Here is a 25,217-nt window from a genome sequence, read left to right as displayed (position 1 = left end):
GCCCAGGACGCCACCCTCCCGGCCGAGCTGGCCGCCGCCGCGACGGCGCTCTTCGGTGACCGGCTCGACCTGGCCGCCGGGTACGCCGAGCTGCTCGCCACCGACGGTGTGGTGCGTGGTCTGATCGGCCCCCGGGAGGCACCCCGGATCTGGGACCGGCACCTGCTCAACTGCGCCGCCGTCGCCGAGCGCATCCCCGAGGGTGCCAGCGTGATCGACGTCGGCTCCGGAGCCGGGCTGCCCGGGCTGGTGCTGGCGATCGCCCGTCCCGACCTGAACGTCGTCCTGGTCGAGCCGCTGGCCCGGCGTACCTCGTTCCTCGTCGAGACGGTGGAGCGGCTCGGGCTGGCCAGGATGGTCCGGGTGTTCCGGGGCCGGGCCGACGAGGCAGCCACCGGGGCGTCCGGCGTCGGCCCGTTCACCGCCGACGTGGTGACCGCCCGCGCGGTGGCACCGTTGGACCGCCTCGCCACCTGGAGCCTGCCGCTTGTGGTTCGCGGCGGCCGGCTGCTCGCCCTCAAGGGGTCGTCCGCGCTGGACGAGATCGCCGAGCATGCCGAGGCCGTGGCGAAGCTGGGCGGCGGCGAGCCGACGGTGCAGCTGTGCGGCACCGGCCTCCTCGATCCGCCGACCACCGTGGTGGAGATCGTGCGGGAGCGGGTCGTCCGACCACCGGGGGCCAAGGTGGCGTCGAAGCGCGCTCGCGGTGGCCGGAAGCGCGCCCGCTGAGTCCTGTCTGTCGACGCGGATCGGTGCCCGCTGCCCCCGGGTGCCCGGTGCGGTGGCACCGATCCGCGGCAGACGCGGTGCCGCCGGAGAACGGAGATGGACCCGCCGCGCCCGTCCCCCGTAGGCTGACCGCGCGTCGATAGTGTGGGGCGGGTGGATGTCGGGCGCACCGGGTCCCGATCGCCCCCGCCGGGCCGTACGCTCCGCGGTGCGAGCGCGTACGGCAAGCGAGACGGGGTGCGGACCGACCATCCGGAGCGGGTAGGGATGACAGGTGCATGACGACGGCAGGTACGACGATCCACGGGTGAACCGTCCCGACGGATCGGGCTCGGACGCGGGCCCTGTTTCACGTGAAACCGACCATCAGGACCGGACTGCCGGTGGGCAGCAGGCGATCCATCCGCCGGAGCGCACTCCCGGATCGCGGCGTGAGCCTCCGGTGGTGGGTGCGGCACGCCCGGCTCCCGAGTCGTACGTTCCGCCGCCTACCGCCCGATCCGGCTCCGACGGCGGTCCCACCCGTGCTCCCGATGGCCGGACAGCACCCTCGGCACGACGTAACGCGGGGGCGTCGTCGCGGTTCACGGCTCCGCTGCACGGCAATACACCATCGGTGCCCACCCAACCCCACCCCGACGCGGTGCCCGACGCGACGCCTGCCCTCGACATTCCTGGGCTCGTCCCCGGGCCCGTCGCCGTGGGTTCGGCGGACGCCGCGTACGTTTCACGTGAAACCCCGACGCGCGAAGAGGATGACCCACCGTTGGCTATGGAGGCGATGCGCGCCGTGCAGATCCTTAATCCGAGTGGCGAGGTGACCATGCCCCGTCCTGAGCGGACCCGGGTGATGTGCGTTGCCAATCAGAAGGGCGGCGTGGGCAAGACCACGACCACGGTGAACCTGGCGGTGGCGCTGGCCCTGCACGGCAACCGGGTGCTGGTGGTCGACCTCGACCCGCAGGGCAACGCTTCCACCGGGTTGAACGTCCCGCACCACACCGGGGTGCCGGACGTCTATGACTGCCTGATCGACAGCGTGCCGCTGGCGGAGGTGGCCCAGGAGGTCGAGGGCATCCCCAACCTGTGGTGCGTGCCGGCGACCATCGACCTGGCCGGCGCCGAGATCGAACTGGTCTCCGTGGTCGCCCGGGAGTCCAGGCTCAACCGGGCCATCGAGGCGTACCCGGGGCACTTCGACTACGTCTTCATCGACTGCCCACCCTCCCTCGGGCTGCTGACGGTCAACGCCCTGGTGGCCGCGCAGGAGGTGCTGATCCCGATCCAGTGCGAGTACTACGCGCTGGAGGGGCTGAACCAGTTGATAAACAACATCAACCTGGTTCGCCAGCACCTCAACCCGAAGCTGGAGGTCTCCACGATCCTGCTCACCATGTACGACCGCCGTACCCGGCTGGCCGACGCGGTGGAGCAGGACGTCCGGAACCACTTCGGCGACAAGGTCCTCCAGGCCGTCATCCCCCGCAACGTGCGGGTGTCGGAGGCCCCGAGCTATGGGCAGTCCGTGATGACCTACGATCCCGGATCGCGGGGAGCCACGAGTTACTTCGAGGCTGCCCAGGAAATCGCCGAGCGCGGTGCCAAGGAGCCGGTGAGCCGGAATGCGTAGTGCGGACGAGTCGCTGGGAGGCGTCGTATGAAGAACCGTCCCCGGGGCGGTCTGGGTAGAGGGCTCGGTGCGCTGATCCCGACCGGGCCGGTGCAGGAGAGCACGACCACGGCGACCCTGCCCGTGGAGGTCGACCCGGCGCGGCCGGCGACCGAGACGTCCACCGATCCGGTGGCCTTGGACGTGACGATGCCCGCGCCGGTGGCCCTCGCACCGCCACCCGACGAGCCGCAACTCAGCCCGGTGCCCGGTGCGCGCTTCGCCGAAATCTCCGTCGACGCGATCGTGCCGAACCCCAAGCAACCCCGGCACGTCTTCGACGAGGAGGCGCTGGAAGAACTCAAGACCTCCATCCAGGAGGTCGGCTTCCTCCAGCCCATCGTGGTCCGGCAGCTGGACAGCGAGAAGTACGAACTCGTCATGGGTGAACGGCGCTGGCGTGCCGCCCAGGCGGTCGGTCGGGAGAGCATTCCCGCGATCGTCCGGGAGACGAAGGACGACGCCATGCTCCGGGACGCGCTCCTGGAGAACATCCACCGGGCCAACCTCAACCCGTTGGAAGAGGCTGCGGCCTACCAGCAGTTGCTGGAGGAGTTCGGCGCGACCCACGAGGAGTTGGCCCGGCGGATCGGGCGGAGCCGGCCACAGATCTCGAACACGATCCGGCTGCTGAATCTTCCCCCGCAGGTGCAGCGCCGGGTGGCGGCCGGTGTGTTGTCGGCCGGCCACGCCCGCGCGCTGCTCAGCCTCGACGAGGCCGAGGCGCAGGAGCAGTTGGCCCTGCGGATCGTCGCCGAAGGGCTCTCGGTCCGGGCTACCGAGGAAATCGTGGCACTGACGCTCAGCGACGGCCCCGCGAAGACCCCGGCAGCCAAGCGCCGGTCCAAGGCGCACGCCCCGGCGTTGACCGATCTGGCCGACCGGCTCTCCGACCGGTTCGACACCCGGGTGAAGGTGGACATCGGTCGGAGCAAGGGAAAGATCACGATCGAGTTCGCCACGGTGGACGACCTGGAGCGGATCGTCGGCATCATCGGGGTCGGCGAGGAAGGCCAATCCGAGCCCGAGGACTGATCCGTTTCCCGCCGTTCCCCGGCCGCGTACCCGAGACGGGTACGCGGCCGTTCTGGTGGTGCTGCCCTGCCGCCAGTATGGGCGGTGGACCTGCTGCACTCAGCAGAGCACGTCCACGCCGGGCCCTCGCCCTTTCACCACCCGACTCCGAGGCGTGGCTTCCCGCCCGGCGGCCGTTCTGCTCGGGGTCGGCGGGTTTCTCCCCTGCGGGTCGACATTTCCTCGGGTGCCGCCATCGAGCCGAGCGTCGCCCCCGTTTCACGTGAAACGCAGGAGCGCAGAGTGGACCGCAGGCCAGTCGCGTCCCACCCGCCGACCGCGTGCGGAACCGCCCACCAGTCGACCGGTCGGCCGGGAACTGCCCACCAAGGCGACCGGTCGGCCGGGAACCGTCCACCAAGGCGACCGGTCGGCCGGGAACCGCACGCCCGACCGCGCGCGCCGGCGGGAACCGACCGCGCGCCGGCGGTCGCGGACCACCTGGCATCCGAGGCTTCGCGGAGTAGCCGCCGTCCGCGGAGCGGTCTGCTGATCCGCCCGGCGGCTGCCGTGATGGGTGGACCGGATCGCTCAGGACGCCGGAGACGACTGGAAAGGTGACGCCCCGTCCTGGTGGTACCCGAGATGCTCACGTGACGGCTCAGTCGATCTGAGGGCCTCGGCCCGCTGCGCGAAGCGGAGCCACGGCCGCGCGCTGGGGAGCGAGGCCGACTGTCGTCCTGGGGGCGGTCCGTGCCGTGGGATTTTCGGGCGTGACGGGCACGGCTGCGGGTCGGGCATCGACCATGGTCGCCTCCGGCCATGGACGGGTCGCGCGACCCCCGCCCGCCGGCCTTCCGGCCCCTCCGCCTTCCGGCCCCTTGGCCCCTTGGCCCCTCCCGCACTCCAGCCCCCGACCCTCGGCCCTCCGCCTCAGGCCCTCCGCCCCAGGCCCTCCGGGCCCCAGCCCCCGGGCCGTCCGCCCTCGGCGGGAGATGCTGCTGTCGGCCTCCGGGACGCCACTACCGAAACGACGTTGTTCCACGTGGAACAACGACCTCGATCAGGTTTCACGTGGAACATGCCCGTGCGGTTGCGATCCAACTTCCACCCCGCCGAACCTTCCGTCCGATGGCGGCGGCGGGCGGTACCGGCGGGGAGGCGTCGGAGCTGCCCACTCAGCAGTCGGCACTGCGCCGGTTTCACGTGAAACCGGCCTGCCGCTCCACCGGCGATCGCACCAGGTGCCCGGGGCGGGGTTCGCCGTTCCACACGAAGCCGGACTCGCGTGCGTAGCCATGGAGTCGGCTCCGGCGGCGCAGGTAGCAGCGAATGGTGATCTCAGCGGGCGATCGCGGTGGTCGGTGGTCGGGAGCGAGCAGCGCCATGGCGTCGACGAGGGCATGGGTCTCCCGTATCCCTTGTGATCGAGTGGGCCTCTCCATGGGGCGTCCAGGAGGTGGAGAGTGCCCTCAGGGGATGAGGAGGAGTTGGCGACAGGAGCACGGCCGGTGCTCTGGCGCTCCCCCACGGGACCGATCGGATGGCCGAGAGGACCGGTGTCCGGGCTAAAAGCCCGGAGCTGCCGACAGCTACAGCCGCCCTTCGATCGTTGAACGAGTCGAGCACGCCATCCCTGTGAACAGTGCTGTGGACGAACGCCAAAGTTATCCACAGAAGTTTTCCACAGGCACTACCCGTTTCACGTGAAACAGCGCGTCAGAGCCATCCCCAGCCTGTGGATGACGGGGTGTGGTGGTGATCTCATCAGCCTGTGGACAACCCACCTGTCGCCCCCTCCGCGCCCCGGTGTCAGCCGCTTCGATCGGCCGAAATCCCGTCATGATCAGCGGCGTTCGGGGTAGGGACAGCGGTGCCGGTCTCGGTTAGGGTCAGCGTCGTGCACGACACCCCTGCCTCCCCAGTTCCGGACTTCACCCAGTGGCCGTCGTTTCCCTTCGAGGGTGAGCTGCGCGTCAAGCACCTCGACGAACCGGTGGCGGTCGAGCCTCCCCGTAAGGGCGAAGGGCTCCGGGAGTGCATCGCCTGCAAAGCACCCGACGACGCGTACATCTGGGTGGGTGAGCGGTGGCGGGTGCGGGCCATGGACCGTCCGACCGGCCTGCCCATGGTGCTGATCCTTGAGTCGCGCTCGCATCTCGACCTGGGCGACCTGCCCAATCTGCTCGCTGCCGAACTCGGGGTGATGACCGTCCGACTGGAACGCGCCATCCGCTCGCTGGACGGCGTCGCCCGGGTGCATGTGAACCGGTGGGGTGACGGGTCCGCCCACCTGCACATGTGGTTCCTGGCCCGTCCGTACGGCCGACTCCAGCTGCGTGGCACCTTCCTGTCGCTCTGGGACTCGATCCTGCCGCCCATCTCCGAATCCCAGTGGCGGGAAAACCTCGCACATGTCGCGGCCTGGCTCGCCGAGTTCGGCGGCCGGCCCCTCGCCGAGCCGCCGCGGATCCAGTGGCAGACGCCCTCCAGCATCGCCGCGCAGTCGTCGGCCGAGGCAGCCGCGGCTGCGGCTGCGGGAGACGCCGTCTCCGTGATCGAGTCGGCGGAGGAGATCCCTCTCCCGGTCCCGACGGAAGGCTCGACCGGGGCCGAAGCTGAGACCGGAATCAACACCGAGACCTCGTCGGTGGAGAGTGCGACCGCGTCGGCCCCGGAGCGGACCGGGCCCGACAGCGCGGCCCTCGTCCTCGATCCGCGCAGCACCCAGGACGCCGAAAGCAGGGAAACCCGCACCGTCGGCGCTGACGACGACGGCACCGCTGACGGTGCCGGTCCGGGACGGGCCAACACGGCTGCCCGTCCCGATCCGGAGGGCACGGCCGACCGGGCTGCCGCCGCAACCGGCACCGGCCCGGGTGGCAGCGGAACGGACCGGCCCGGTACCGGGCCCGGAAACACCGACACGGTCGCGTCGGAGGCCGAAGGCACGGCAGTCGACGGTACGGACGGGACCGGCGCCGTCAGCGCGGCGAAGCCCACTACGGGCCCGGCGTGACTGTCGCGTCAGACCCCGACCGGCGCTGACCCGGCCGCACGGGGACCACCCCGACCCGCAGGGCTACCGACCCCTGTCCGGGCAACCCGACGGCAGGAAAGCCCGACGGCGCGGGCGCGGATCAGGGGCGGCGGCGGGCTGCCGTTCGGCCGACCAGTGTGCCGAGGACCTGACCGAAGTCCAGCCCGGCCGCCTGGATCGCCAACGGCAGCAGCGACGTCTCCGTCATGCCGGGCGACACGTTGACCTCCAGCACGTGGGGTCGGCCGTCCCCGTCGACGATTAGGTCGACCCGGGAGAGGTCGCGCAGCCCGAGCGCGGTGTGGGCGGCCAACGCCACCTCGGCCACCGCGCCGGCCACCGCCGGGTCGAGGCGGGCCGGTGCGTGCCAGGTGGTCCGGCCGGCGGTGTAGCGGGCGGCGTAGTCGTACACGCCGTTGCGGGGCACGATCTCCACCGGCGGTAGCGCCTGTGGCCCGTCGCCCAGGTCGAGCACCGACACCGCCACGTCCATGCCGGGCACGTACCGCTCGACCAGTGCCGTCGAGTCGTACGCGAAGCAACCGACCATCGCGGCCGGGAGGGCGGCGGTATCCCGCACCACGGCGGCACCCAGGCCCGAGCCGCCCTGCGTGGGCTTGACCATCAGCGGCAACCCCAACCGTTGCACGATGCGGTCGAGCACGGCCACCGCGCCCAGCTCGGAGAAACGGTCGTGCGGCAGGGCCACCCAGTCGGGGGTGGGGATGCCGTTCTCCCGCAGCACCGCCTTGGCCGACGGTTTGTCCCAGGCCAGCCGGGCGGCCCGCGCGTCACAGCCGACGTAGGGCACGTCGCACAGGTCGAGCACCCCGCGTAGCGAGCCGTCCTCGCCGGTCGCACCGTGCAGGGCGATCACCACGGCGTCCGGCGGGTCGGCGGCCAGCGCGGGCAGCAGTGCCACGTCGGCGTCCCGTAGCTCCGCCTCCACCCCGGCGCTGCGCAGCGCGTCGAGGACCCGCCGGCCGGACCGCAGGGAGACGTCCCGCTCGTACGACAGGCCACCGGCCAGCACCAGGATGTGCAGGTCGGCGGCGGAGCCGGTGGTCGCAGGAACTGCGGCGGCGGAATCGGTCACGACGGTGCGCTCGACGGGGATGGCAGCCATGCGGGCATCATGCCAAGTCGGGGCCGGGGACGTCCGCCCCGCCCCGCCGGCTCCCGGTCGGACCGACCGGGCCGAAGACCTGCCGCATGGCGATCTCCTGCTCCATGACCCGGGCCAGCCGGCGTACCCCCTCCCGGATCCGCTCCGGGGCGGGGAAGGAGAAGTTGAGCCGCATGTTGCCGGTGCCGGTGCCGTCGGCATAGAAACCGGTGCCCGGTACGTAGGCGACCCGGGCGGCGATGGAACGTGGCACCATCGCCTTGGCGTCCAGCCCGTCGGGCAGGCTGGCCCAGACGAAGAGACCACCGGTGGGCCTGGTCCAGGTGGTGCCCTCCGGCATCAGGTCGTGCAGCGCGCCGAGCAGGGCGTCACGCCGTTCCCGGTAGACCTCGCGGTAGACCTTGAGCTGTTCGCGCCACGGCATCGTCGACAGGTACGTCGTGACGGCGGCCTGCGCGAAAGCGCTGGGGCAGAGGATCTGCGCCTCACTGGCGATGACCAGTTTGTCGCGGACCGCGTGCGGGGCCAGGATCCAACCCACCCGCAGCCCGGGGGCAAAGGTCTTGGAGAAGGTGCTCAGGTAGAACACCCCGTCGCGGCGGCGGGCCCGCAGCGGCCTGGGCGCCTCACCCTCGAAACCCAGCTGGCCGTACGGGTCGTCCTCGACCACAAGCAGGCCGGCGCGCTCGCAGATGTCGAGCACCCGTTCCCGCCGTTCCTCGCTCAGCGTCACGCCGGCCGGGTTCTGGTAGGTGGGGATGGTGTAGAGGAACTTCACCCGCCGGCCGGCGCGGGCCTGGTCGGCGATCGCCACCTCCAGGGCCTCCGGGATCAGCCCGTCGTCGTCCATCGGCACGTGGACGACCTGCGCCTGGGCGGCCTGGAACACCCCGAGTGCGCCGACGTAGGTCGGGCCTTCGGCGAGCACCACGTCACCCGGGTCGAGGAAGAGCCGGGCCACCAGGTCGAGCGCCTGCTGACCGCCGACGGTGACCACCACGTCGTCGGGGGAGGCGCCGCAGGAGGCGTCGATGCCGGAGTCCGCCATCACCTCGCAGATCCGTTCGCGCAGCTCCAGGGTGCCCTGGCCGATGCCGTACTGGAGGGTGGTGGTGCCGAGCTCGCTGCCGAGCTTGCCGAGCATCTCGCCGACCGCGTCGAGCGGCAACGCGGCGATGTAGGGTGCGCCACCGGCGAGCGAGACGACCTCCGGCCGGCTGGCCACCGCGAAGAGGGCCCGGATCTCCGAGGCGGTCATGCCCCGGACGCGCCGGGCGTACCGGTCGGTGTAGTCGTCAAGCGTCGTGCCGGTCATGACATCACCTCGATCGGGTGTCGGTCGGGCTCCCGCCCGCTGGGGTACCCGCGGTGCCGGCGACCATGGCGGCGCGGGGACGCCGGTCGGTCGATCGTAATCCCCGGCGGGGCGGTCGTCGGTCACGATGTGGTCCCCGTCCACATCCCGGACGTCCGTCCCCGGGCCCGGGTGGCGATTCGCGCGTCCCCTCCCGTACGGTCGGCAGGCGGCGTACGATCGCTCGTCGGGGACGCAGCCGGTGTGCCGCCGCTGCGGGCTGGTCTCGCCTCCGAGCCTGAGTGTGGGGATGCGCTGATGTCGCGACGTCTGGTCAGTCTGACCCTCGACACCCTGGAGGACCTGCCTCGCCCGTGCCGGCAGTGCGTCTACTGGGAGTTGGACCCGGTCTCCGCCGAGCGGGCCTGCGCCAACGGTGACCCGGGGCTGGAGAAGGAAGCGTGGGTCTCCCAGACGCTGCTGGAGTGGGGTTCCTGCGGCAAGCTGGCGTACGTCGACGGGATGCCCGCCGGTTTCGTGCTGTACGCGCCACCGGCCTACGTGCCCCGCTCTATGGCCTTCCCGACCTCGCCGGTGTCGGCGGACGCCGCGTTGCTGATGACCGCCAGTGTGGTGCCCGCGTTCGCGGGCGGTGGGCTGGGCCGGATGCTGGTGCAGGGTGTCGCCCGGGACCTGACCAAGCGGGGCATCAAGGCGATCGAGGCGTTCGGTGACGCGAAGTTCGGTGACGAGCCGGAGGACACCGTGCGGGCCTGCGTCGCCCCGACCGATTTCTTCCTCTCGGTGGGCTTCAAGACGGTCCGTCCGCACCCCCGCTACCCGCGCCTGCGCCTGGAGCTGCGCACCGCGCTGAGCTGGAAGTCCGACGTCGAGTACGCGTTGGAGAAGCTGCTCGGCTCGATGAGCCCGGAGAGCCTGCTGCGGCCGGTCCGCCCCGCCCCGGCGACCCGGTCCAGCGCCGGCTGAGCGGCGAGCCCTACGCCCCGCCAGCCCGCGGCACCACCAGGTTCAGTCGCGGACCGCGCCGGCCGTCACCACCGCCCGCAGGGCGCTGACGTCGATCGAGCCGGTCGGCACGTCCCGTTCGACCGGGAAGAACATCCGTTGTACGGCGGCCACGATCGCCTCGACGACCCGGTCCCGGAACCGGGGGTCGACCAGCCGGGACCGGTCCTGCGGTGAGGTCAGGTAGCCCACCTCGACCCGGACGGCCGGCATCCTGGTCAGTCGCAGCAGGTCCCACGCCTTGGCGTGGGTACGGCAGTCCCGCAGCCCGGTCCGCGCCACGATCTCCCGCTGCACCAGCCCGGCGAGTCGTTCCCCGGTGGCCGAGGTGACGCCGTTGTCGGTGCCGTAGTGGTAGGTGGCGACCCCGTCGGCGGCCGGGTCGGCGTGACCGTCGGTGTGCAGCGAGATGAACACGTCGGCACCGAGGGAGTTGGCCAGTTCCGCCCGGTCGACGTCCGGCAGGCAGTTGCGGGGGGCGGGGCCACGGGTCAGCTGCACCCGTACCCCGGCTGCGGCGAGCCGCCCCTCCAGCCGGCTGGCCAGGTCGTGCACCAGGTCCGCCTCGGTCCAGCGCAGCGAACCGTCGGGCACCACCACGCCCGGGTCGGTGCCGCCGTGCCCCGGGTCGATGACCACGGTCCGCCCGACCAGCGTCGGGCCGGACTGCCGGATGGCGTCGGACTCCCGCAACCACTGGGGACGTCCGCCGACCACCTTGCGGCCGAGCCGCCGCAGCGCACCCATCGTGTACGGGCCGCAGGAGCCGTCGGGCTTCAACCCGACCTCACGTTGGAACTGGGCCACCGCCCGGGAGGTGCGTACGCCGTAGACGGCGTCGGCGCCCCCGACGTCGTACCCCATCTCCAGCAGTCGTTCCTGCAGGGAGCGGACGTCATCGCCGGTGAGGGGTTCGGGCACCGCGTGGTAGAGGGTGCGGGCCCCGAGTCGCCAGCGGGCCGCGTCCAGGGCCCGCCAGGTCTCCGCGCCGACCCGGCCGTCGGCGCTGAGCCCGCGGGACTGCTGGAAGGCCCGGACGGCACGTTCGGTGGCGACGTCGAACTCGTCACCGGGGGTGGCGGCGAGGAGGTCCAGGCCGGTCAGGACGGCACGGATCTCGGTCACTGCCGGTCCACGGTCACCGGATCGGATCGGACGCACGCAGGACCCCCTCAGAGGTTGGCTGCCGGGCACCTTCGCAGACGGCCACGCTGTGCGTCCGGAGGACCAGCGCTTACGGAGCGTACCGTGACCGGTCTGGTCCGGCTGGCGGTTCGCGCAGGTCAGGTGGCCGGGACGACCGGAACCCCGCACCCGGTGGGGGTACGGGGTTCCGGTGGTGCGCAGGTGTTACAGCGCCGACTCGATCAGCCGGACCAGTTCGCCCTTCGGCTTGGCCCCCGCGATCGACTGCACCGGCTCGCCGTTCTTGAAGATGGTGAGGGTCGGCACCGACATGATCCGGTAGGCGCGGGCCGTCTCCGGGTTCTCGTCGATGTTGAGCTTGACGATGGTGACCTGACCGGCCATCTCGCCCGCGATCTCCTCCAGTAGCGGCGAGACCTTGCGGCACGGCCCGCACCACTCGGCCCAGAAGTCCACCAGAACCGGCTTGTCGGACTTCAGCACGTCGGCGGTGAAGCTGGCGTCGGTGACGACCTTCGTTGCTCCCACTATGACCCTCCTCCTCAGATTGTTGGTGTTGCTGTCGTTCAGCTCAGGGTGGCGATGAACCGCTCGGCGTCGAGGGCGGCGGCGCAGCCGGTGCCGGCGGCGGTGATCGCCTGCCGGTAGGTGTGGTCGACGACGTCACCGGCGGCGAAGACACCCGGCACGCTGGTGCGGGTGCTCGGGGCCTGCACCTTCACGTAACCCTCGTCGTCCAGCTCGACCTGGTCGCGGAAGAGTTCGCTGCGCGGGTCGTGGCCGATCGCCACGAAGACGCCGGTCACGTCGAGCACCTTGACGTCGCCGGTGTGCACGTTGCGGACCCGGACGCCGGTCACCTTGCCGTCGTCGCCGAGCACCTCCTCGACGGTGCTGTTCCACTCCACCCTGATCTTGTCGTTGCCCAGCGCGCGGTCGGCCATGATCTTGCTGGCCCGGAACGAGTCGCGCCGGTGGATGATGGTGACCGACTCGGCGAACCGGGTGAGGAAGCTGGCCTCCTCCATCGCGGAGTCACCGCCGCCGACCACCACGATGTGCTGGTTGCGGAAGAAGAACCCGTCACAGGTGGCGCAGGACGACACGCCGTGCCCCAGGTATTCCTGCTCGCCCGGCACGCCCAACGGACGCCAGGCCGAGCCGGTGGAGAGGATGACGGCCTTGGCCCGGTAGGCGGTCTGCCCGACCCACACGGTGCTCACCGCGTCGGAACCGGTGTCGCCGGTGTCCTTCAGCTCGACCCGGGTGACGTCGTCGGTCAGGAACTCCGCACCGAACCGTTCGGCCTGCTTGCGCATGTTGTCCATCAGCTCGGGGCCGAGGATGCCGTCGGCGAAACCGGGGAAGTTCTCCACCTCGGTCGTGGTCATCAACGCACCACCGGACTGCACACCCTCGATCACGAGTGGCTTCAGGTTGGCGCGCGCGGCGTAGACCGCCGCCGTGTAGCCGGCCGGCCCGGAGCCGATGATGATCAGGTTGCGGACCTCGTCCACTGCCGTCTCCCGATGTGTGTGTACGACATCGGCGGCGCACCGACGTCGATCCGAGCGCCGACGGTTCAACGACGTCGGCGGCTGACTTGCAGAACGTCATCGTACGAACCGGGGATTCCCGGACCGGTCGTCCGGTGGGTCACGTCACGCGATGCGGGACGAGGGGTGACCGGGTCCTCACCCTACCTGCGCCTGGTAGCGGGTGTCCGCGCCGGACCCCGGCACACCGCACTCCGCACCGCTCGCCCACGCCCACCGTGCACCGCTGGGATCGGTGAAGCGGACCACCACCGCTGGCAGGCCGTTGAAGGTGGCGTAGTCGACCACCTCGACGGCGACCGGCCCACGGTTGTGCTCGGCGGCGATGTCGGCGAGACAGGCGTCGAGCGCCGCCCGCCCGGTCAGCCGGTCGAGCCCACCGGGTTCGGTGAGTCGCTTGCTCTCCGGCGTGGTGGGGTCGATCTGGGTGGTGACGTCGGGCCCCTCTGCGGACTGGAGACCCGGCGGGGTGACGGGGCGGGGCAGTGGGGCAGCCGTGGTGCCGCGCAGCGTCGTCGGGGACCAGTCGATGCCGCTGCGTTGGGTCTCACCGGTGAACCGGAATCCCCGGCCCGCGTTTTCCGCGCCGTCCTGCGCCGGCCCGGCCATCGTCGTGGCGGGGGAGTCCCGGGAGGCCGCGCCGTCGAGCAGGTGGGCCACGCCGAACCCCACTGCGGCCAACGACACCGCGGCGAGGCTGACCGGCCCGGCGAGCCGCGCCCAGCGCCGTCGCCGACCGGGACCCGACGCATCGGTGCGTCCGGCCCCGGCCCGACCGCCGGGGGTACGCGACCCGCCCGGTTGCGTGGGCACCGGGCCGACCTGCGGGTAGGCGCGGTCGGGTGTGGCGGTGTCGTCGGTGGGTGGGGTGGCCGGGCCGGCACCGGCGAGCACGGCGGTGAGCCGCTCCACCACGGCCAGGGGCATCTCCGGTACGGCGGCACCCCAACCCGTCAGCTCGTCGTGCACCCGGGTCAGGGCGGGGGCCAGCACGTCGTGCGCGTCGGACCAGGCCGGGTCCTCGGCGACGAGTCGGGCGACGACGGTCTGCTCCGGGGTGCCGTCCAGTGCCCCGCCCAGATAGTCGGCGAGCAGGTCGTGGTCGACCTCCCTGAACTCCCGGCCCGTCACGTCTCCTCCTGGATGGCGCCCCGCCGGGCCTGCCCCGACCCCGATCGGACGCCGTCGGTCGGCTGCCGGTTCCCCGGTGTGACGTCGGAAACGTCCCGACCCGTCCGGAGGTGCCCGCCCCGCGTGGTCGCTGAGCTGGCGGCCGGGTGGGGCGACGGTTCGTCCCCACCTGCGCGCAGGTGCCCGAGCACCCGGGCGAGCCGGGCCCGGCCCCGGGCGCAGCGACTCTTGACCGTGCCCTCGGCCACCCCGAGGATCAGGGCGACTTCGGCCACCGGGTAGCCCTGCACGTCCACCAGGATCAGCGCGGCCCGCTGCTCGACCGGCAACCCGGCCAGCGCCTGGCGTACCACCAGGGCGGTGTCGTGGTCGGTGGCGGGTGCCGCCGGCTCGACGCCGCCGGTGCCCCGGGCGTCGTCGGTGTGGTTGCCGTCGGGCAGTGGGACGGTGGGGTGGGCCTGCCGGCGGCGGAGCCGGTCCAGGCAGGCGTTGACCACGATCCGGTGCAGCCAGGTGGTGACGGCGGAGTCGCCCCGGAACCGGCCGGCGGCGCGGTGGGCGGACAGCAGTGCGTCCTGGAGGGCGTCGGCCGCCTCCTCCCGGTCACCCGTGGTCCGCAGGGCCACCGCCCAGAGCCGGTCGCGGTGCCGGTGGAAGAGTTCGGTGAAGGCGTCCCGGTCACCGGCGACGTGGGCACGCAGCAGGTCCAGGTCGGTGGCCTCGGGCTGCGGTGCCCCGGTCGCTGCCGGCCCGCCGGTCGCCGGGTCGGGTGGGTGCCCGCCGCGACCGACCATCACCACGCCCGGCGGAGGCGGTGACGGGGTCGCGGCCGGCAGGTCACGATCCCTGGACCGCGATCTCCTGGACGCCCAGCTTGAAGCCCCGCTCGGTGGAGGGCAGCTCGGTGATCCAGAAGAGCAGGTACTGGTATTTCTGCTCGGGGTCGAAGCCGTCGAAGGCCATCTTGGTGCCGTCGTGCTGCTCGAACGGCTGCCCGATCCGCGTCTTGAATCCCTTGACCAGGTCCTTGTCGCCCTGCGAGCTGGACGGGAAGTCGCCGGTGCCGGTGAACAGCGCCGCGGAGACGCCGGAGTCCGACAGGGTGGCCGTGAGCGACTTGACGGTGTGCAGGGCGCCGAGGTCGATCCAGACCCCCATGCCCTTCTTGTAGTTGCTGAAGTTGGCCGAGTAGTAGGTGTCGGTCTCCCAACCCTTGTCCTCGTCGCCGTCCAGCATCTTTTCGGCGTCGCCCAGCTCGTTGCGTTGCCGGCTGTCCGGGTCGATGATCCGGATGTCCTGGATGTTCAGCTTGCGCACGGCGGGGGCCGGGGTGGCGTCGCCGGCCGGGGTGCTGGCGGAGGGGCGGGCCACCGGCTCGGTCTGCGGGTCGTCGTCGCCACCCAGCGTGTTGATGCCGATGAGTAGGCCGATCAGGGCGACCGCCAGCAGACCGGCGATGCCGATGGCAACCTTCCGACCCCCTGCGGCGGCGAGCGGCGAGCGGTCCTCGACGCCGTCGGCGGTGAACCGGATGGTGCCGGTCTGGTCGAGGAAGTGGTCCTCGGCGGGGATGTCGAGCCGGCCCAGCTCGGCCGAGAGCACGTCCGACGACGGCGGGGCGATCTCGGCGTCGAGCAGGTCCATGGTCAGGTCGTCGAGGTACGCCGGCACGCCGGCCCGGACCTGCCGGGGTGCGGCGATGGCGCCGCTGGCGTCGCGGACGGCGTCCGGGATGGCGGCGCGGCCGTGGCCGGCGGTCGCACCGCGCAGCGGCGCCTCGGCGTGCGGCCAGTGCCCGGTGAGGGCGAAGTAGAGGATGCCGCCCACCGCGCGGATGTCGGCTTCCTGGCTGTCGTCGCCGTCGGTGCGGGCGTCGGCCAGCACCACCCGGCCGTCGTCGCTGATCATCACGGTGCCGGGGTGCACGTTGCCGTGGACCATTCCGGTGGCGTGCACGGCGGCCATGGCGCTGGCGACCGCGTTGCCGATGGCGGTGGCTCGGGCCGGATCCAACGGGCCGTCGGCGACCAGCTCACGCAGGGACCGACCGTCGACCCACTCCCGGACGACGTAGGCCCGGACGTCCTCGTCGATGGCGTCGTAGACGCCGACCAGGTTGGGGTGGATGACCCGGCTGGCCGCCACGGCGGCCTGGAGCATCTCGGTGGCGGAGTCGCCTCCCGGGTAGCGGAGCACCACGGCCACGGGGCGGCGCAGGATGACGTCGACGCCCCGCCAGACCAGGCGCCCGGCGCTGTCGTTGTTGATGTGCTCGACCAGCTCGTACCGCTCGGCGAGGATCTCACCGGCTGTGGGAGCACCGAAGGTCATGACCGGAGGAGCGGTTTCCTCCGCCTCCTGACCCTCGCCGACCTGGGTCACCCGTCCTCCCTCGGTGATCGTGTCGATCGATGGACCCGAACTGCTGGGCATGTGGCTTCCCGATCCGCCGTCGATGGAGCGGCCGGCGGCGTCGACGCGGGAGTCGGCCACCTGCCGTGTCCGTCGACAGCGACCTTACCCGGACCGCCCGCCATCCCGACATGTCATCTTCCCGCCGCGCTCAACGGGCCGTCGCATATGAGGGGATTAGTCCGGTTACCGCCACTCTCGCCCGCGTTGCTGGCACATGTACTGGCCAATCTAGACGCTGGCCGCAAGCCACCGACCCCCGGGCCGGCCCACCGGTGACAACCCGGTGGCAGTACGTCAGGTTCCCCCCGAACGGCCGCACATGCTCAGCCGTACGGTTGGTTGTCCACAGGCCCTTACGGTGACTGAGCGGGGACTAACCAAGTTATCCACAGGCGTGTCCCCAGGCTGGTGATCCTCGTTCACCCTGCGTGTCCCCTGTCCGCCCGGCCCCGGTACGGGCAGCGGATCAGCGGCCGAGCCGGCGGCGCACCATCCCGACCACCTCGGTGATCTCACCGATCCGCAGCACCATCGCCAGGCCCAGGTACGTCCCGCCGATCACCACCCCGCCGAGGACCAGCCGCACCGCCGCCGCCGTCCAGCTCAGGTTGCCCGGGTCACCGGGGAGCAGGTTGACCACCAGCAGGCCGACCAGCGCCGCACCGAGCGCCGCCACCAGCACCTTGCCCACGGTCCGCATGATCCGGCCCAGCCCGATCCGGCCCACCCGGGGCCGCAGCAGCATCGCCGAGAGCACCGCCGCCGCCACGTACGAGACGGCGTTGCCGAGCATCATGCCGGCCGCCGCGAAGGTGGCCGAGAAGGTGACGAAGACCCCGATCTGCACGGCCACCCGCAGAATCACCACCGGGATGTTGACCAGCGCCGGGGTGCGGGTGTCCGGCAACGCGTAGAAGGCGAAGGTGAACAGCTGGCTGATCGCGAACGGCACCAGGCCCAGCGCGGCGACCAGCAGCACCAGCGAGGTGGCAAGCGCGTTGTCACCGGTGAACGCGCCGTACCGGAAGACCACCACGGAGACCGGGCCGGCCAGCACCGCGTAACAGACCGCGATCGGGGCGAGCACCGCCGTCACCATCCGGGTGCCCCGGGACAGATCGGCGGTGACGTCGGCGAACCGGCCCTCGGCGGCGGCGGCGCTCATCCGGGGCATCAGCGCCGTGATGATCGAGACGGCGATGATGCCGTGCGCCATCATCAGCAACAGGAAGACGTTGTTGTAGATCAGCAGGCCGGCGTTGCTGTCGTCGCCACCGGCGGCCCGGGTGAGCAGGTTGACCACCACGAACAGGCCGAGCTGGTTGACCGCGACGTAGCAGAACATCCAGCCACCGAGCCGGGCCAGCTCACGCAGGCCCAACTCCCGGAAGTCGAACCGCAGCTTCCACCGGAAACCCACCTTGCGCAGCGCCGGCAGCAGCCCGGCCGCCTGCACCGCCACCCCGAGCAGGGTGCCCCGCCGACCAGCAGGATCCGGTCCCAGCCGATGTCCTCCGGGCCCAGCGCCTGCGCGCCGTACACCACGATGTAGAGGCCGAAGGTGCCGATGACGACCAGGTTGTTGAGGATCGGCGCCCACATCGGCGCGGCGAAGTGCCCCCGGGTGTTCAGCACCGCCGCGATCAACGCGCTGACGCCGGTGAAGAACAGCATCGGCAGCATCAGGTACGACAGGTTGGTGACCAGGCTCGTGTACGCCGCGTTCTTGCCGCCGGCGTAGAGCGTGGTCAGGGTCGAGGCCAGCAGCAGGGCCAGCACGACCGTGACCGCGAGGGCCAGCACCGCGAGGGTCAGCAGTCGCTGGGCGTACGCCTCGCCCCGGTCCGGGTCGGCCTTGCGCCGGCGTACCAGCACCGGGATCAGCACGCTGGTCAGCACGCCGCCGAGCAGGAACTCGTACACCTGGTTGGGTAGGAACTGGGCGGTGGTGAACGCGTCGCCGACGGCGCTGCCCAGCGCGGCGCCGATCATCAGGTTGCGGATGAAGCCGGTGCCCCGGCTGACCAGGCTGCCGACCGCCATCACCGCGCTGTTCGCCGCGGCGCTGGTCTCGGCGACCACCTCCTGCGGCGGCGCGGTCGCCTCCACCCCCGGCTGGTTCAGCGGCTCGGCGGAGATGAAGGTCGCCCCGTCGTACGGCCGGAGCCCGTCGTCACCCTGCGCGGCGTTCGCGCTGCGGTAGAGCCCGCCGCTCATCTCCAGCCTCCCGGGGATCCGTCGGAGCCGGTACCGGTCCGCACGCCATGACCATAGTCAACCCGGACCCGACACCCGCGCCCGGCGGATCGGTTCCCGTCCCCGCCCGATAGGCTGGCGATCCCATGTCCGAAGCCTCCACACCCCACGCCGCCGAACGCCGTGAGCTGACCACCGCGCAGCGCAACGCCGTCGCCGAGCTGCTCCGCGTCTCACCGGTCGCCGACGAGCTGGGCCGCCGGTTCGCCCGTGCCGGGCACGAGCTGCACCTGGTGGGTGGTTCGGTGCGCGACGCCCTGCTCGGGCGGCTCGGCGACGACCTGGACTTCTGCACCGACGCCCACCCCGACCAGACGTTACGGATCATCAAGGGCTGGGCCGAGTCGATCTGGGAGACCGGTCGGGAGTTCGGCACCATCGGCTGCCAGCGCGACGGCCTCCGGCTGGAGGTCACCACCTTCCGCGCCGAGGCGTACGACCAGGTCAGCCGCAACCCGGTGGTGGAGTACGGCACCAACCTCACCGACGACCTGCGGCGGCGCGACTTCACCGTCAACGCGATGGCGGTCAGCCTCCCCGACCACCGGTTCACCGACCCGTACGGCGGGCTGGACGACCTGGCCGCGAAGATCATCCGTACCCCGGGCACGCCGGCCGAGTCGTTCGGCGACGACCCGCTGCGGATGCTGCGGGCCGCCCGGTTCGCCGCCCAGCTCTGCTTCGCCGTCCACCCCGACGTGCGGACGGCGATGACCTCGATGGCCGCCGACCTGGACCGGATCACCGCCGAGCGGATCCGCGACGAGTTCACCAAGCTGCTCTGCGGCACCGATCCGATCACCGGGCTGCGGCTGCTGGTCGACACCGGGCTGGCCGACCGGTTCCTGCCCGAGCTGACCGGCCTCAAGCTGACCATCGACGAGCACGCCCAGCACAAGGACGTCTACGAGCACACGTTGACCGTGGTGAGCAACGCGGTGTCCTACGAGACGGACGGCTGTGACTTCGTGCTCCGGATGGCCGCGCTCATGCACGACGTGGGCAAGCCGGCCACCAAGGCGGTCGGTGGGGACGGTCGGGTCAGCTTCCACCACCACGAGGTGGTCGGTGCCCGGTTGACCAAGGCGCGGATGAAGGCCCTGCGCTACCCGAAGGACGTCACCTCCCAGGTCACCAAGCTGGTCGGCCTGCACCTGCGGTTCTACGGGTACGGCCGGGGCGAGTGGACCGACTCGGCCGTGCGCCGGTACGTCACCGACGCCGGTGACCTGGTGGACCGGCTGCACAAGCTGACCCGCTCGGACTGCACCACCCGTAACCGGCGCAAGGCCGCCCAGTTGGCCGCCGACTACGACGCGTTGGAGGAGCGGATCACCCGGATCGCCGCCGAGGAGGACCTGGCCCGGGTCCGGCCCGACCTCGACGGCAACGCGATCATGGAGCTGCTCGGCGTGCCACCCGGTCCGCTGGTCGGCCGGGCCTGGCAGCACCTCAAGGAGCTGCGCCTGGAACGCGGCCCGCTCGACCGTGACGAGGCCGAGGCGGAACTGCTGCGCTGGGCCCACGAGCAGGGCCTGCGCTGAGCTGACCGACGGAAGGGGCCGCCCGGCACACCGGACGGCCCCTTCCGTCGTACGGTCAGCGGGTCTCGACCGCGCTGCCCTCGACCGGCGGCTTGCCGTTGGCCGGGGACCCGGCCGACGCCGCGCCGAGCTTGGCGAGCAGGGCCGACAGGTCGATGCCGGTGAGGTCGGAGCCGAGCTGGAGGCCCTGGGCCACGTTGCCGGCCACCGACTTGGTCAACGAGGACGCCCCGTCGGTGGAGATCACCGTCAGCTTGTCGATCGCGCCGATCGGGGCGCTGGCCGCCTCGACCACCTGCGGCAACATCTTGACCAGCAGGTCGAGCACGGCGGCCTCACCGTACGCGGCGAACGCCTCGGCCTTACGGGCCATCGCGTCGGCCTCGGCCTGACCCCGGGCCAGGATGGCGGTGGCCTCGGCCTGGCCCTCCCGCTCGACCGCCTCGGCGATGGCGGACCGCCGCCGCTGCTCGGCCTCACCCTCCTTGGCGCCTTCGATCGCGTTGGCCTCGGCCAGCGCCGCCCGGCGGGCCCGCTCGCCCTCACCGGTGAGCCGGGCCTGCTCGGCGGCGGCCTGGGCGGCGGCGATGGTGGCCTGCCGCTGCGCGTCGGCGTTCAGCACCGCCGCGTTACGGGCCGCCTCGGCCTCCTGCTCCACCTTGTACCGGGCCGCATCGGCCGGCTTGCGCACCTCGGTGTCGAGCTGACGCTGCTTCAGCTCGGCGTTGCGCTCGGCCACCTTCTGCTGCTCGGAGAGGATCGCCTGGTCCCGCTCGGCCTGGGCGAGCGGCCCGGCCGCCGCCGACTTCGCCTTCGCCGCGTCGATCTCGGCCTGGATACCGGCCTGCTTCAGCGACAGGTTCCGGTTCGCCTCGGCGATCGCCTCCTCGGCCAGCAGCCGCTCCTGCTCGGCCTGCTGCCGGGCGCGGGCCTCGGCGATGGCCGCGTCCTTGAGCACCCGGGCCGCCTCCGGCCGACCGAGGTCCTGCAGGTACGACCCCTCGGCCAGGATGTCCTGGAGCTGGAAGGTGTCCAGCACCAGCCCCTGGTTGGTCATCGAGTGCTCGGCCTCCTCGGCGACGGCGTTGGCGAACGCCGCCCGGTCCCGGATGACCTCCTCGACGGTGAGCCGGCCGACGATCGAGCGCAGCGCGCCGGCCAGCACCTCCCGGGTGAAGTTGTCGATCTCGTCCTGCTGGTGCAGGAACCGCTGGGCGGCGGCGCGGATCGCGTCCTCGGTGCCACCGACCTTGACGATGGCGACACCGTGCAGGTCGGCCCGGATGCCCTGCTTGCTGACCGCGCCCCGGATGCCGACGTCGATGCGACGGCTGGACAGGTCGAGCGACTGGAGCTTCTGCACCACAGGCAGGACGAAGACCGACGCGCCGAGGACGACCTTCTGGCCGGAGTTGTCGGTGGACCGGCCGCCGTCGGCGGTCTGCGTGGTCCGACCCTTGCGGCCGGTGACGATGAACGCCTCGTTCGGGCCGGCGACCTTGATCCGGGAGAGCACGAACAACACGAGGACGAGGGCGAGGACGACCGCGCCGCCGATGGCGATGAGGAGAGGCATGGGGGTTCCGTCTCTGCGAGAAGAGGGGTCAGTAGGTCTCGACGTGCACGCTGGTCTCGCTCAGCGTCTGCACCACGAAGATCTGCGCACCGAGCGGGATGGGCCGGTCGGCGCGGGCGTTGAGTTTCACGGGTTGGCCGGCGACGCGTACCCGCACCTCGCCGTAGCCGCCGGTCGGGATCGGGGTGACCACCAGGCCGAGCGCGCCGACCAGGTCGTCCCGGGTGGGGGTGGCGTCGGTGCGCATGTCGCGCGCCGCCCGGCTCAGCCGACCCGCCAGCCACGCGGTGGGCACTGCGGCGAGCGCGCCGCCACCGACCGCCGCCGCGATCATCCCCGGGGTACGCCCACCGAGCAGCTCGTTGACGATGGCCGCGCCGAAGCCGAACGCGCCGAGGAAACCGGCGACGGCCTCGACGGAGACCGGACCGTCGACGTCGGGATGACCGAAATGCAGGATTTCGCCGCCGAGCAGGGCGAGCGCCAGCACACCGACGCCCGCCCCACCGATGATCAGAAAGATGAGCGTCCCCGTGGCCACGACCTGCACGGTAGCGACCCGACGCAACGTTCCGCGTGATCATTTGGGGGCGACGGACACCGTCCGTTCGGCCAACTCCCTCGGCAGCGGCAACCGTTGCAGCTCGTGGCCGGCGGGGTCGGCGAGTACGACGTCCCGGTAGCCACCCGGCCGCCGGTAGAGCAGCCGGTCGTCGCCGACCCAGGCGACCTCGGCCACCGGCAGCGGGCCGAGCACCGTGCCGGTGACCGCGTCGACCAGCAGCGGCTCCCGCTGCCCCTGGACCACCACCCGGTTCCCGTCCGGCGACCAGGACCACGGGCCGGCCGGGTCGCCGGGGATCTTGACGAACCGGGTCGGCCGCCCGTCGTCGGCGGAGAAGAACTGCACCCCCCAGCGCGGATGGCGGAGCTGCTCGGACCGGGGTGCGAAGCTGTCGGTCAGCGGCAACGCCACCTCCCGGCCGTCGCGGGTCCAGGTGAAGGCGCAGTGGTCGGTGCAGAGGTACCTGACCGGGTCGATCCGGTACTCCCGGTACCGCCCACCGACCTCCAGCACGCCGAGACGGTGCACCCCGCCCCGCAGGACGGTCACCGCCAACCGGCGGCCGTCCGGCGACCACTGGACGTCCAGCGCACCCCGGATCCGCTGCCAGCGCAGCTTCCCGGTGGCCGCGTCGGCGAGACCGAGCTGGCCGGGGCGCTGCTCGTCCCGCACGGCGGTGACCGTGCCCGTGGGGGCCGGCCACACCTCGGCGTATCCGCCGGCACGGACGTAGCGGGACCGGGTGCGGTCCAGCACGTACCCGGTGCCGCCGGTCACGCCGCCGGTGACCACCCAGCCACCGGGCAGCGCCAACGGCCGGGCCGGCCAGTCGGCACCGGGGGTGGGCAGCAGCGTCGTACCGGGGGTGGGGCTCGGCGTGGGCCGCACCGGTTGGACCGGGTGCTCCGGCCGGATCAGCACGAGCGGTACCACCAGGGCCACCGCCACCACCACCGCCGCGCCGACCACCGCGACTCGGCGTCGGGTGCGCAGCCGACGGCCCCGGGCCAGCGCCGCCAGGGCCAGCCGGGGCGACGGCCGCGCCTCGTCGGCGAGATCGTGCACGGCGGCCCGCAGCGCATCCTCCGCCCGTCGGCTCATCGCTTCACCTCCGGACTGCCGATGAGATCGTCGAAGGACGGCCCAGCTCCCGCAGCCGGGCCAGCGCGCGGGACGCCTGGCTGGCCACCGTGCCGGCCCGGCAGCCGAGGATCGCGGCGGTCTGCTCGACACTGAGGTCCTCCAGATAGCGCAGCGTCAACACCGCCCGTTGCCGGGGCGGCAGCGTCCGGAGCGCGTCGCGCAGCAGCATCCGTAGCTCGCTGTCGTGGCTGCTGTTGCGCTCGCCGGGCCGTTCCGGCAGCACCGCCACCGGGACCTCACGTCGCCGGGCCAGCCGTCGCCAGCCGGAGACCTGGTCGTGGTAGAGAATGCGGCGCACGTACGGCTCGGCGTCACCCCGGATCCGGGGCCACCGGGCGTACGCCTTGGCCAGCGCGTTCTGCAGCAGGTCCTCAGCGGCGTGCTGGCTGCCCGCCAGCGCGTACGCGACGCGCAGCAGCGCGTCCCCCCGTTCGTTGACGAACGCGGTGAACTCCCCGTCGGTGCCTTCGGTCACCGCTCACCTCCGTACCGAAGACGCTCGGCGGCGGGGAGACCTTGCCCCGTCCGCAGGTGTTTCGTCGCCGTCGGCTCCGTGGGGTGGCCGGAGACGACGGACGGCACGTCCGGCTGGTCCGACGTGGTGGGCCGATCCCGCGCCCTCTCCGGGCCCGGCCCCGCTCCCGGTGTCGGTCGGGGCGGGAAGAATGGCGGTATGCGCTGGACCGTGCTCCACTCGCCGATCGGGGAATTCTCCGTCGCCACCGACGACACGGCGGTCTGCGGCACCCACTTCGGCCGGGTCGCGTCGGCCGACGACGAACCCGCCAACGGGCTGGCCGGCCGGGCGGTCGCCGAATTGCGGGCGTACTTCGCCGGTGAGCTGACCGGGTTCACCGTGCCGGTGACGGTGCCGCGCGGGTCCGAGTTCGAGCGCGCCGTGTGGCGGGAGATGACCCGCATCCCGTACGGGGAGACGCTCACCTACGGCGAGGTGGCCCGGCTGGTCGGCGACCCGGGCGCGGCACGGGCGGTCGGGGTGGCCTGCAACCGCAACCCGGTCCCGGTGATCGTGCCCTGCCACCGGATCGTCGGCGCGGGCGGCAAACTGGTCGGCTTCGGCGGCGGCCTGCCCCGCAAGGTGACCCTGCTGGAGTTGGAGGCGGGGGTGGCGCTGCGCCGCGCCTGGTCGTGACGATCAGATCGCCGATCAGTGCGGCAGGACCGGGTGGGCGTGGACGCCGGTGTTTTTCGGTTTTTCTGGGTGGGCAGCGGCAGCGGGACGAGTTGCGGGGCCGCGAGTGTGTGCCGGGCGTGGGGCGCCTGGGCAATCTCCGTCGGACAACCCTGGGCCCTGGCTCGGATGGTGGTCGGCCAGCCGGGCACATGCCCCTCGGTGGTTGATGAATTCCCAGCTCACAGATATCTGGCGAGTTTTTCGGGGGGCCTGCCCGAATAGCAGGAACCCACCTCCGCAGCCTTCCGAACAATCATCATGTTGTTCCCGCAAGCAATTATCTGAGCTGCGTGATGACTCAGTCCGGCATTGAGATTCGGTGAGTGGGGGGAGCAAGATCGGAGGTGCGGGCGGGAGTTCGACGACGGTGTTCCGTTAGATCCGACTCCCTGCGCCGAATCTTCCAACGAACAACGCGCGACGTGACACCGTCGTGCCGGCAAGGAGTTCCGACATGTCTTCTCAACACCAGCTGGATGGCGGCCGTCCGCGGCGGCGTGGGGCCGACGGGGGTGCCCTGGTGGCCGTTCTGCTGGCCATGCTGATGATCTACTCGGCGCTGGTGATGCGCGATGGCGGGTCCTGGCGGGTGGCGGTCGCCATGCCGGCGATCCTCGGGATCGTCGCGGTCCAGATGGCCCGCTGGACGTCGCAGACCTGGGGCCGCAGCCACCGGCGGACGCTGCGCCGGCTGTTCGACATTCTGGGCCCGGAGACCGGACCCGGAGGCCGGGACGTCGCAGAACTGGCGGGTCGATCCGACGGACAGACTCCCGAAGGCCGGTGACGGTC

Annotated in this window: 20 protein-coding genes and 1 pseudogene; 8 read left to right on the top strand and 13 right to left on the bottom strand. The window is 72.0% G+C overall.

The genetic code is table 11. The features are described 5' to 3' along the window. The first annotated feature begins 27 nt into the window (after positions 1–27). The 4 genes from rsmG (at position 28) to J7462_RS32370 (ending at position 6,431) form a co-directional block, all read left to right on the top strand. On the top strand, positions 28–729 hold the full coding sequence (rsmG, locus tag J7462_RS19635) for a 16S rRNA (guanine(527)-N(7))-methyltransferase RsmG (RefSeq protein WP_255598812.1): 702 nt from the start codon (positions 28–30) through the stop codon (positions 727–729). Positions 730–1,003: 274 nt separating this feature from the next. Next, the gene (locus J7462_RS19630; protein ID WP_308290957.1) at positions 1,004–2,359 is read left to right on the top strand and encodes an AAA family ATPase; all 1,356 of its coding nucleotides are present in this window, start codon (positions 1,004–1,006) and stop codon (positions 2,357–2,359) included. A gap of 27 nt (positions 2,360–2,386) precedes the next feature. Further along, positions 2,387–3,433: a ParB/RepB/Spo0J family partition protein gene (locus J7462_RS19625; protein ID WP_219465387.1), complete on the top strand. Its 1,047-nt coding sequence runs from the start codon at positions 2,387–2,389 to the stop codon at positions 3,431–3,433. 2,107 nt (positions 3,434–5,540) lie between these two features. Further along, positions 5,541–6,431, top strand: a complete 891-nt coding sequence (locus J7462_RS32370) for a hypothetical protein (protein ID WP_255598811.1) — start codon at positions 5,541–5,543, stop codon at positions 6,429–6,431. Positions 6,432–6,552: 121 nt separating this feature from the next. Here the strand turns inward: J7462_RS32370 and J7462_RS19615 are convergent, their stop codons facing one another. Together J7462_RS19615 and J7462_RS19610 are read right to left on the bottom strand one after the other, a co-directional pair. Beyond that, on the bottom strand, positions 6,553–7,578 hold the full coding sequence (locus J7462_RS19615; RefSeq protein WP_255597793.1) for a D-alanine--D-alanine ligase: 1,026 nt from the start codon (positions 7,576–7,578) through the stop codon (positions 6,553–6,555). 7 nt (positions 7,579–7,585) lie between these two features. Further along, on the bottom strand, positions 7,586–8,893 hold the full coding sequence (locus J7462_RS19610) for a PLP-dependent aminotransferase family protein (protein ID WP_219465386.1): 1,308 nt from the start codon (positions 8,891–8,893) through the stop codon (positions 7,586–7,588). A gap of 297 nt (positions 8,894–9,190) precedes the next feature. Between J7462_RS19610 and J7462_RS19605 the strand changes: the two genes are divergently transcribed. Continuing rightward, positions 9,191–9,859, top strand: a complete 669-nt coding sequence (locus J7462_RS19605; protein WP_208565167.1) for a GNAT family N-acetyltransferase — start codon at positions 9,191–9,193, stop codon at positions 9,857–9,859. A gap of 42 nt (positions 9,860–9,901) precedes the next feature. Here J7462_RS19605 and J7462_RS19600 read toward each other — a convergent pair whose 3' ends face one another. The 7 genes and pseudogenes from J7462_RS19600 to murJ all read right to left on the bottom strand — a co-directional run bounded on the left by J7462_RS19600 (position 9,902) and on the right by murJ (position 18,363). After that, a complete protein-coding gene (locus tag J7462_RS19600) occupies positions 9,902–11,059 on the bottom strand; it encodes an N-acetylmuramoyl-L-alanine amidase (RefSeq protein ID WP_219465385.1) in 1,158 nt (385 codons plus the stop codon). A 189-nt stretch (positions 11,060–11,248) separates the two neighbouring features. Beyond that, a complete protein-coding gene (gene trxA / locus J7462_RS19595) occupies positions 11,249–11,572 on the bottom strand; it encodes a thioredoxin (protein ID WP_067310719.1) in 324 nt (107 codons plus the stop codon). 38 nt (positions 11,573–11,610) lie between these two features. Further along, entirely contained in the window at positions 11,611–12,561 is a 951-nt protein-coding gene (gene trxB / locus J7462_RS19590; protein ID WP_208565165.1) for a thioredoxin-disulfide reductase, read from the bottom strand. A gap of 177 nt (positions 12,562–12,738) precedes the next feature. Further along, positions 12,739–13,731 (bottom strand): hypothetical protein, encoded by a 993-nt coding sequence (locus J7462_RS19585; protein WP_219465384.1) that lies wholly within the window; start codon positions 13,729–13,731, stop codon positions 12,739–12,741. Further along, positions 13,728–14,525 (bottom strand): RNA polymerase sigma factor SigM, encoded by a 798-nt coding sequence (gene sigM / locus J7462_RS19580; protein WP_219465383.1) that lies wholly within the window; start codon positions 14,523–14,525, stop codon positions 13,728–13,730. The genes J7462_RS19585 and sigM overlap by 4 nt, the downstream gene beginning before the upstream one ends. A 43-nt stretch (positions 14,526–14,568) precedes the next feature. Further along, positions 14,569–16,164 (bottom strand): protein kinase family protein, encoded by a 1,596-nt coding sequence (locus J7462_RS19575; RefSeq protein ID WP_219470485.1) that lies wholly within the window; start codon positions 16,162–16,164, stop codon positions 14,569–14,571. A gap of 448 nt (positions 16,165–16,612) precedes the next feature. Beyond that, a pseudogene (gene murJ / locus J7462_RS19570) lies at positions 16,613–18,363 on the bottom strand (murein biosynthesis integral membrane protein MurJ). A gap of 125 nt (positions 18,364–18,488) precedes the next feature. Between murJ and J7462_RS19565 the strand changes: the two are divergent. Beyond that, positions 18,489–19,946, top strand: coding sequence for a CCA tRNA nucleotidyltransferase (locus J7462_RS19565; protein WP_208565161.1), 1,458 nt, complete (start codon positions 18,489–18,491; stop codon positions 19,944–19,946). A gap of 55 nt (positions 19,947–20,001) precedes the next feature. Here the strand turns inward: J7462_RS19565 and J7462_RS19560 are convergent, their stop codons facing one another. Genes J7462_RS19560 through J7462_RS19545 form a run of 4 tightly spaced genes read right to left on the bottom strand, consistent with a single transcriptional unit; the run spans position 20,002 to position 23,705 of the window. Further along, on the bottom strand, positions 20,002–21,522 hold the full coding sequence (locus J7462_RS19560; RefSeq protein ID WP_208565160.1) for a flotillin family protein: 1,521 nt from the start codon (positions 21,520–21,522) through the stop codon (positions 20,002–20,004). Between the two features lie 28 nt (positions 21,523–21,550). Then, a complete protein-coding gene (locus J7462_RS19555; RefSeq protein WP_308290956.1) occupies positions 21,551–22,072 on the bottom strand; it encodes a hypothetical protein in 522 nt (173 codons plus the stop codon). Between the two features lie 30 nt (positions 22,073–22,102). Then, positions 22,103–23,188: a hypothetical protein gene (locus J7462_RS19550; RefSeq protein ID WP_219465381.1), complete on the bottom strand. Its 1,086-nt coding sequence runs from the start codon at positions 23,186–23,188 to the stop codon at positions 22,103–22,105. Between the two features lie 4 nt (positions 23,189–23,192). Continuing rightward, the gene (locus J7462_RS19545; protein ID WP_219465379.1) at positions 23,193–23,705 is read right to left on the bottom strand and encodes a SigE family RNA polymerase sigma factor; all 513 of its coding nucleotides are present in this window, start codon (positions 23,703–23,705) and stop codon (positions 23,193–23,195) included. Positions 23,706–23,903: 198 nt separating this feature from the next. Between J7462_RS19545 and J7462_RS19540 the strand changes: the two genes are divergently transcribed. Both J7462_RS19540 and J7462_RS19535 read left to right on the top strand, forming a co-directional pair. Next, on the top strand, positions 23,904–24,383 hold the full coding sequence (locus J7462_RS19540; protein ID WP_219465377.1) for a methylated-DNA--[protein]-cysteine S-methyltransferase: 480 nt from the start codon (positions 23,904–23,906) through the stop codon (positions 24,381–24,383). Between the two features lie 562 nt (positions 24,384–24,945). Next, entirely contained in the window at positions 24,946–25,212 is a 267-nt protein-coding gene (locus J7462_RS19535) for a hypothetical protein (RefSeq protein WP_219465375.1), read from the top strand. Positions 25,213–25,217: the final 5 nt, after the last annotated feature.

Origin of the sequence: Micromonospora sp. RL09-050-HVF-A (assembly GCF_019374995.1) — a bacterium.
Classification (GTDB): Bacteria; Actinomycetota; Actinomycetes; order Mycobacteriales; family Micromonosporaceae; genus Micromonospora; species Micromonospora antibiotica.
This window is presented reverse-complemented; position numbering and strand designations above follow the sequence as displayed.

Excerpts from the sequence above, each read along its gene's own strand:
- J7462_RS19625 (WP_219465387.1), top strand. The coding sequence starts at position 2,387 with ATGAAGAACCGTCCCCGGGGCGGTCTGGGTAGAGGGCTCGGTGCGCTG.
- J7462_RS32370 (WP_255598811.1), top strand. The coding sequence starts at position 5,541 with ATGGTGCTGATCCTTGAGTCGCGCTCGCATCTCGACCTGGGCGACCTG.
- J7462_RS19615 (WP_255597793.1), bottom strand. The coding sequence starts at position 7,578 with ATGGCTGCCATCCCCGTCGAGCGCACCGTCGTGACCGATTCCGCCGCC.
- J7462_RS19610 (WP_219465386.1), bottom strand. The coding sequence starts at position 8,893 with ATGACCGGCACGACGCTTGACGACTACACCGACCGGTACGCCCGGCGC.
- J7462_RS19605 (WP_208565167.1), top strand. The coding sequence starts at position 9,191 with ATGTCGCGACGTCTGGTCAGTCTGACCCTCGACACCCTGGAGGACCTG.
- sigM (WP_219465383.1), bottom strand. The coding sequence starts at position 14,525 with ATGGTCGGTCGCGGCGGGCACCCACCCGACCCGGCGACCGGCGGGCCG.
- J7462_RS19575 (WP_219470485.1), bottom strand. The coding sequence starts at position 16,164 with ATGCCCAGCAGTTCGGGTCCATCGATCGACACGATCACCGAGGGAGGA.
- J7462_RS19565 (WP_208565161.1), top strand. The coding sequence starts at position 18,489 with ATGTCCGAAGCCTCCACACCCCACGCCGCCGAACGCCGTGAGCTGACC.
- J7462_RS19560 (WP_208565160.1), bottom strand. The coding sequence starts at position 21,522 with ATGCCTCTCCTCATCGCCATCGGCGGCGCGGTCGTCCTCGCCCTCGTC.
- J7462_RS19550 (WP_219465381.1), bottom strand. The coding sequence starts at position 23,188 with ATGAGCCGACGGGCGGAGGATGCGCTGCGGGCCGCCGTGCACGATCTC.
- J7462_RS19540 (WP_219465377.1), top strand. The coding sequence starts at position 23,904 with ATGCGCTGGACCGTGCTCCACTCGCCGATCGGGGAATTCTCCGTCGCC.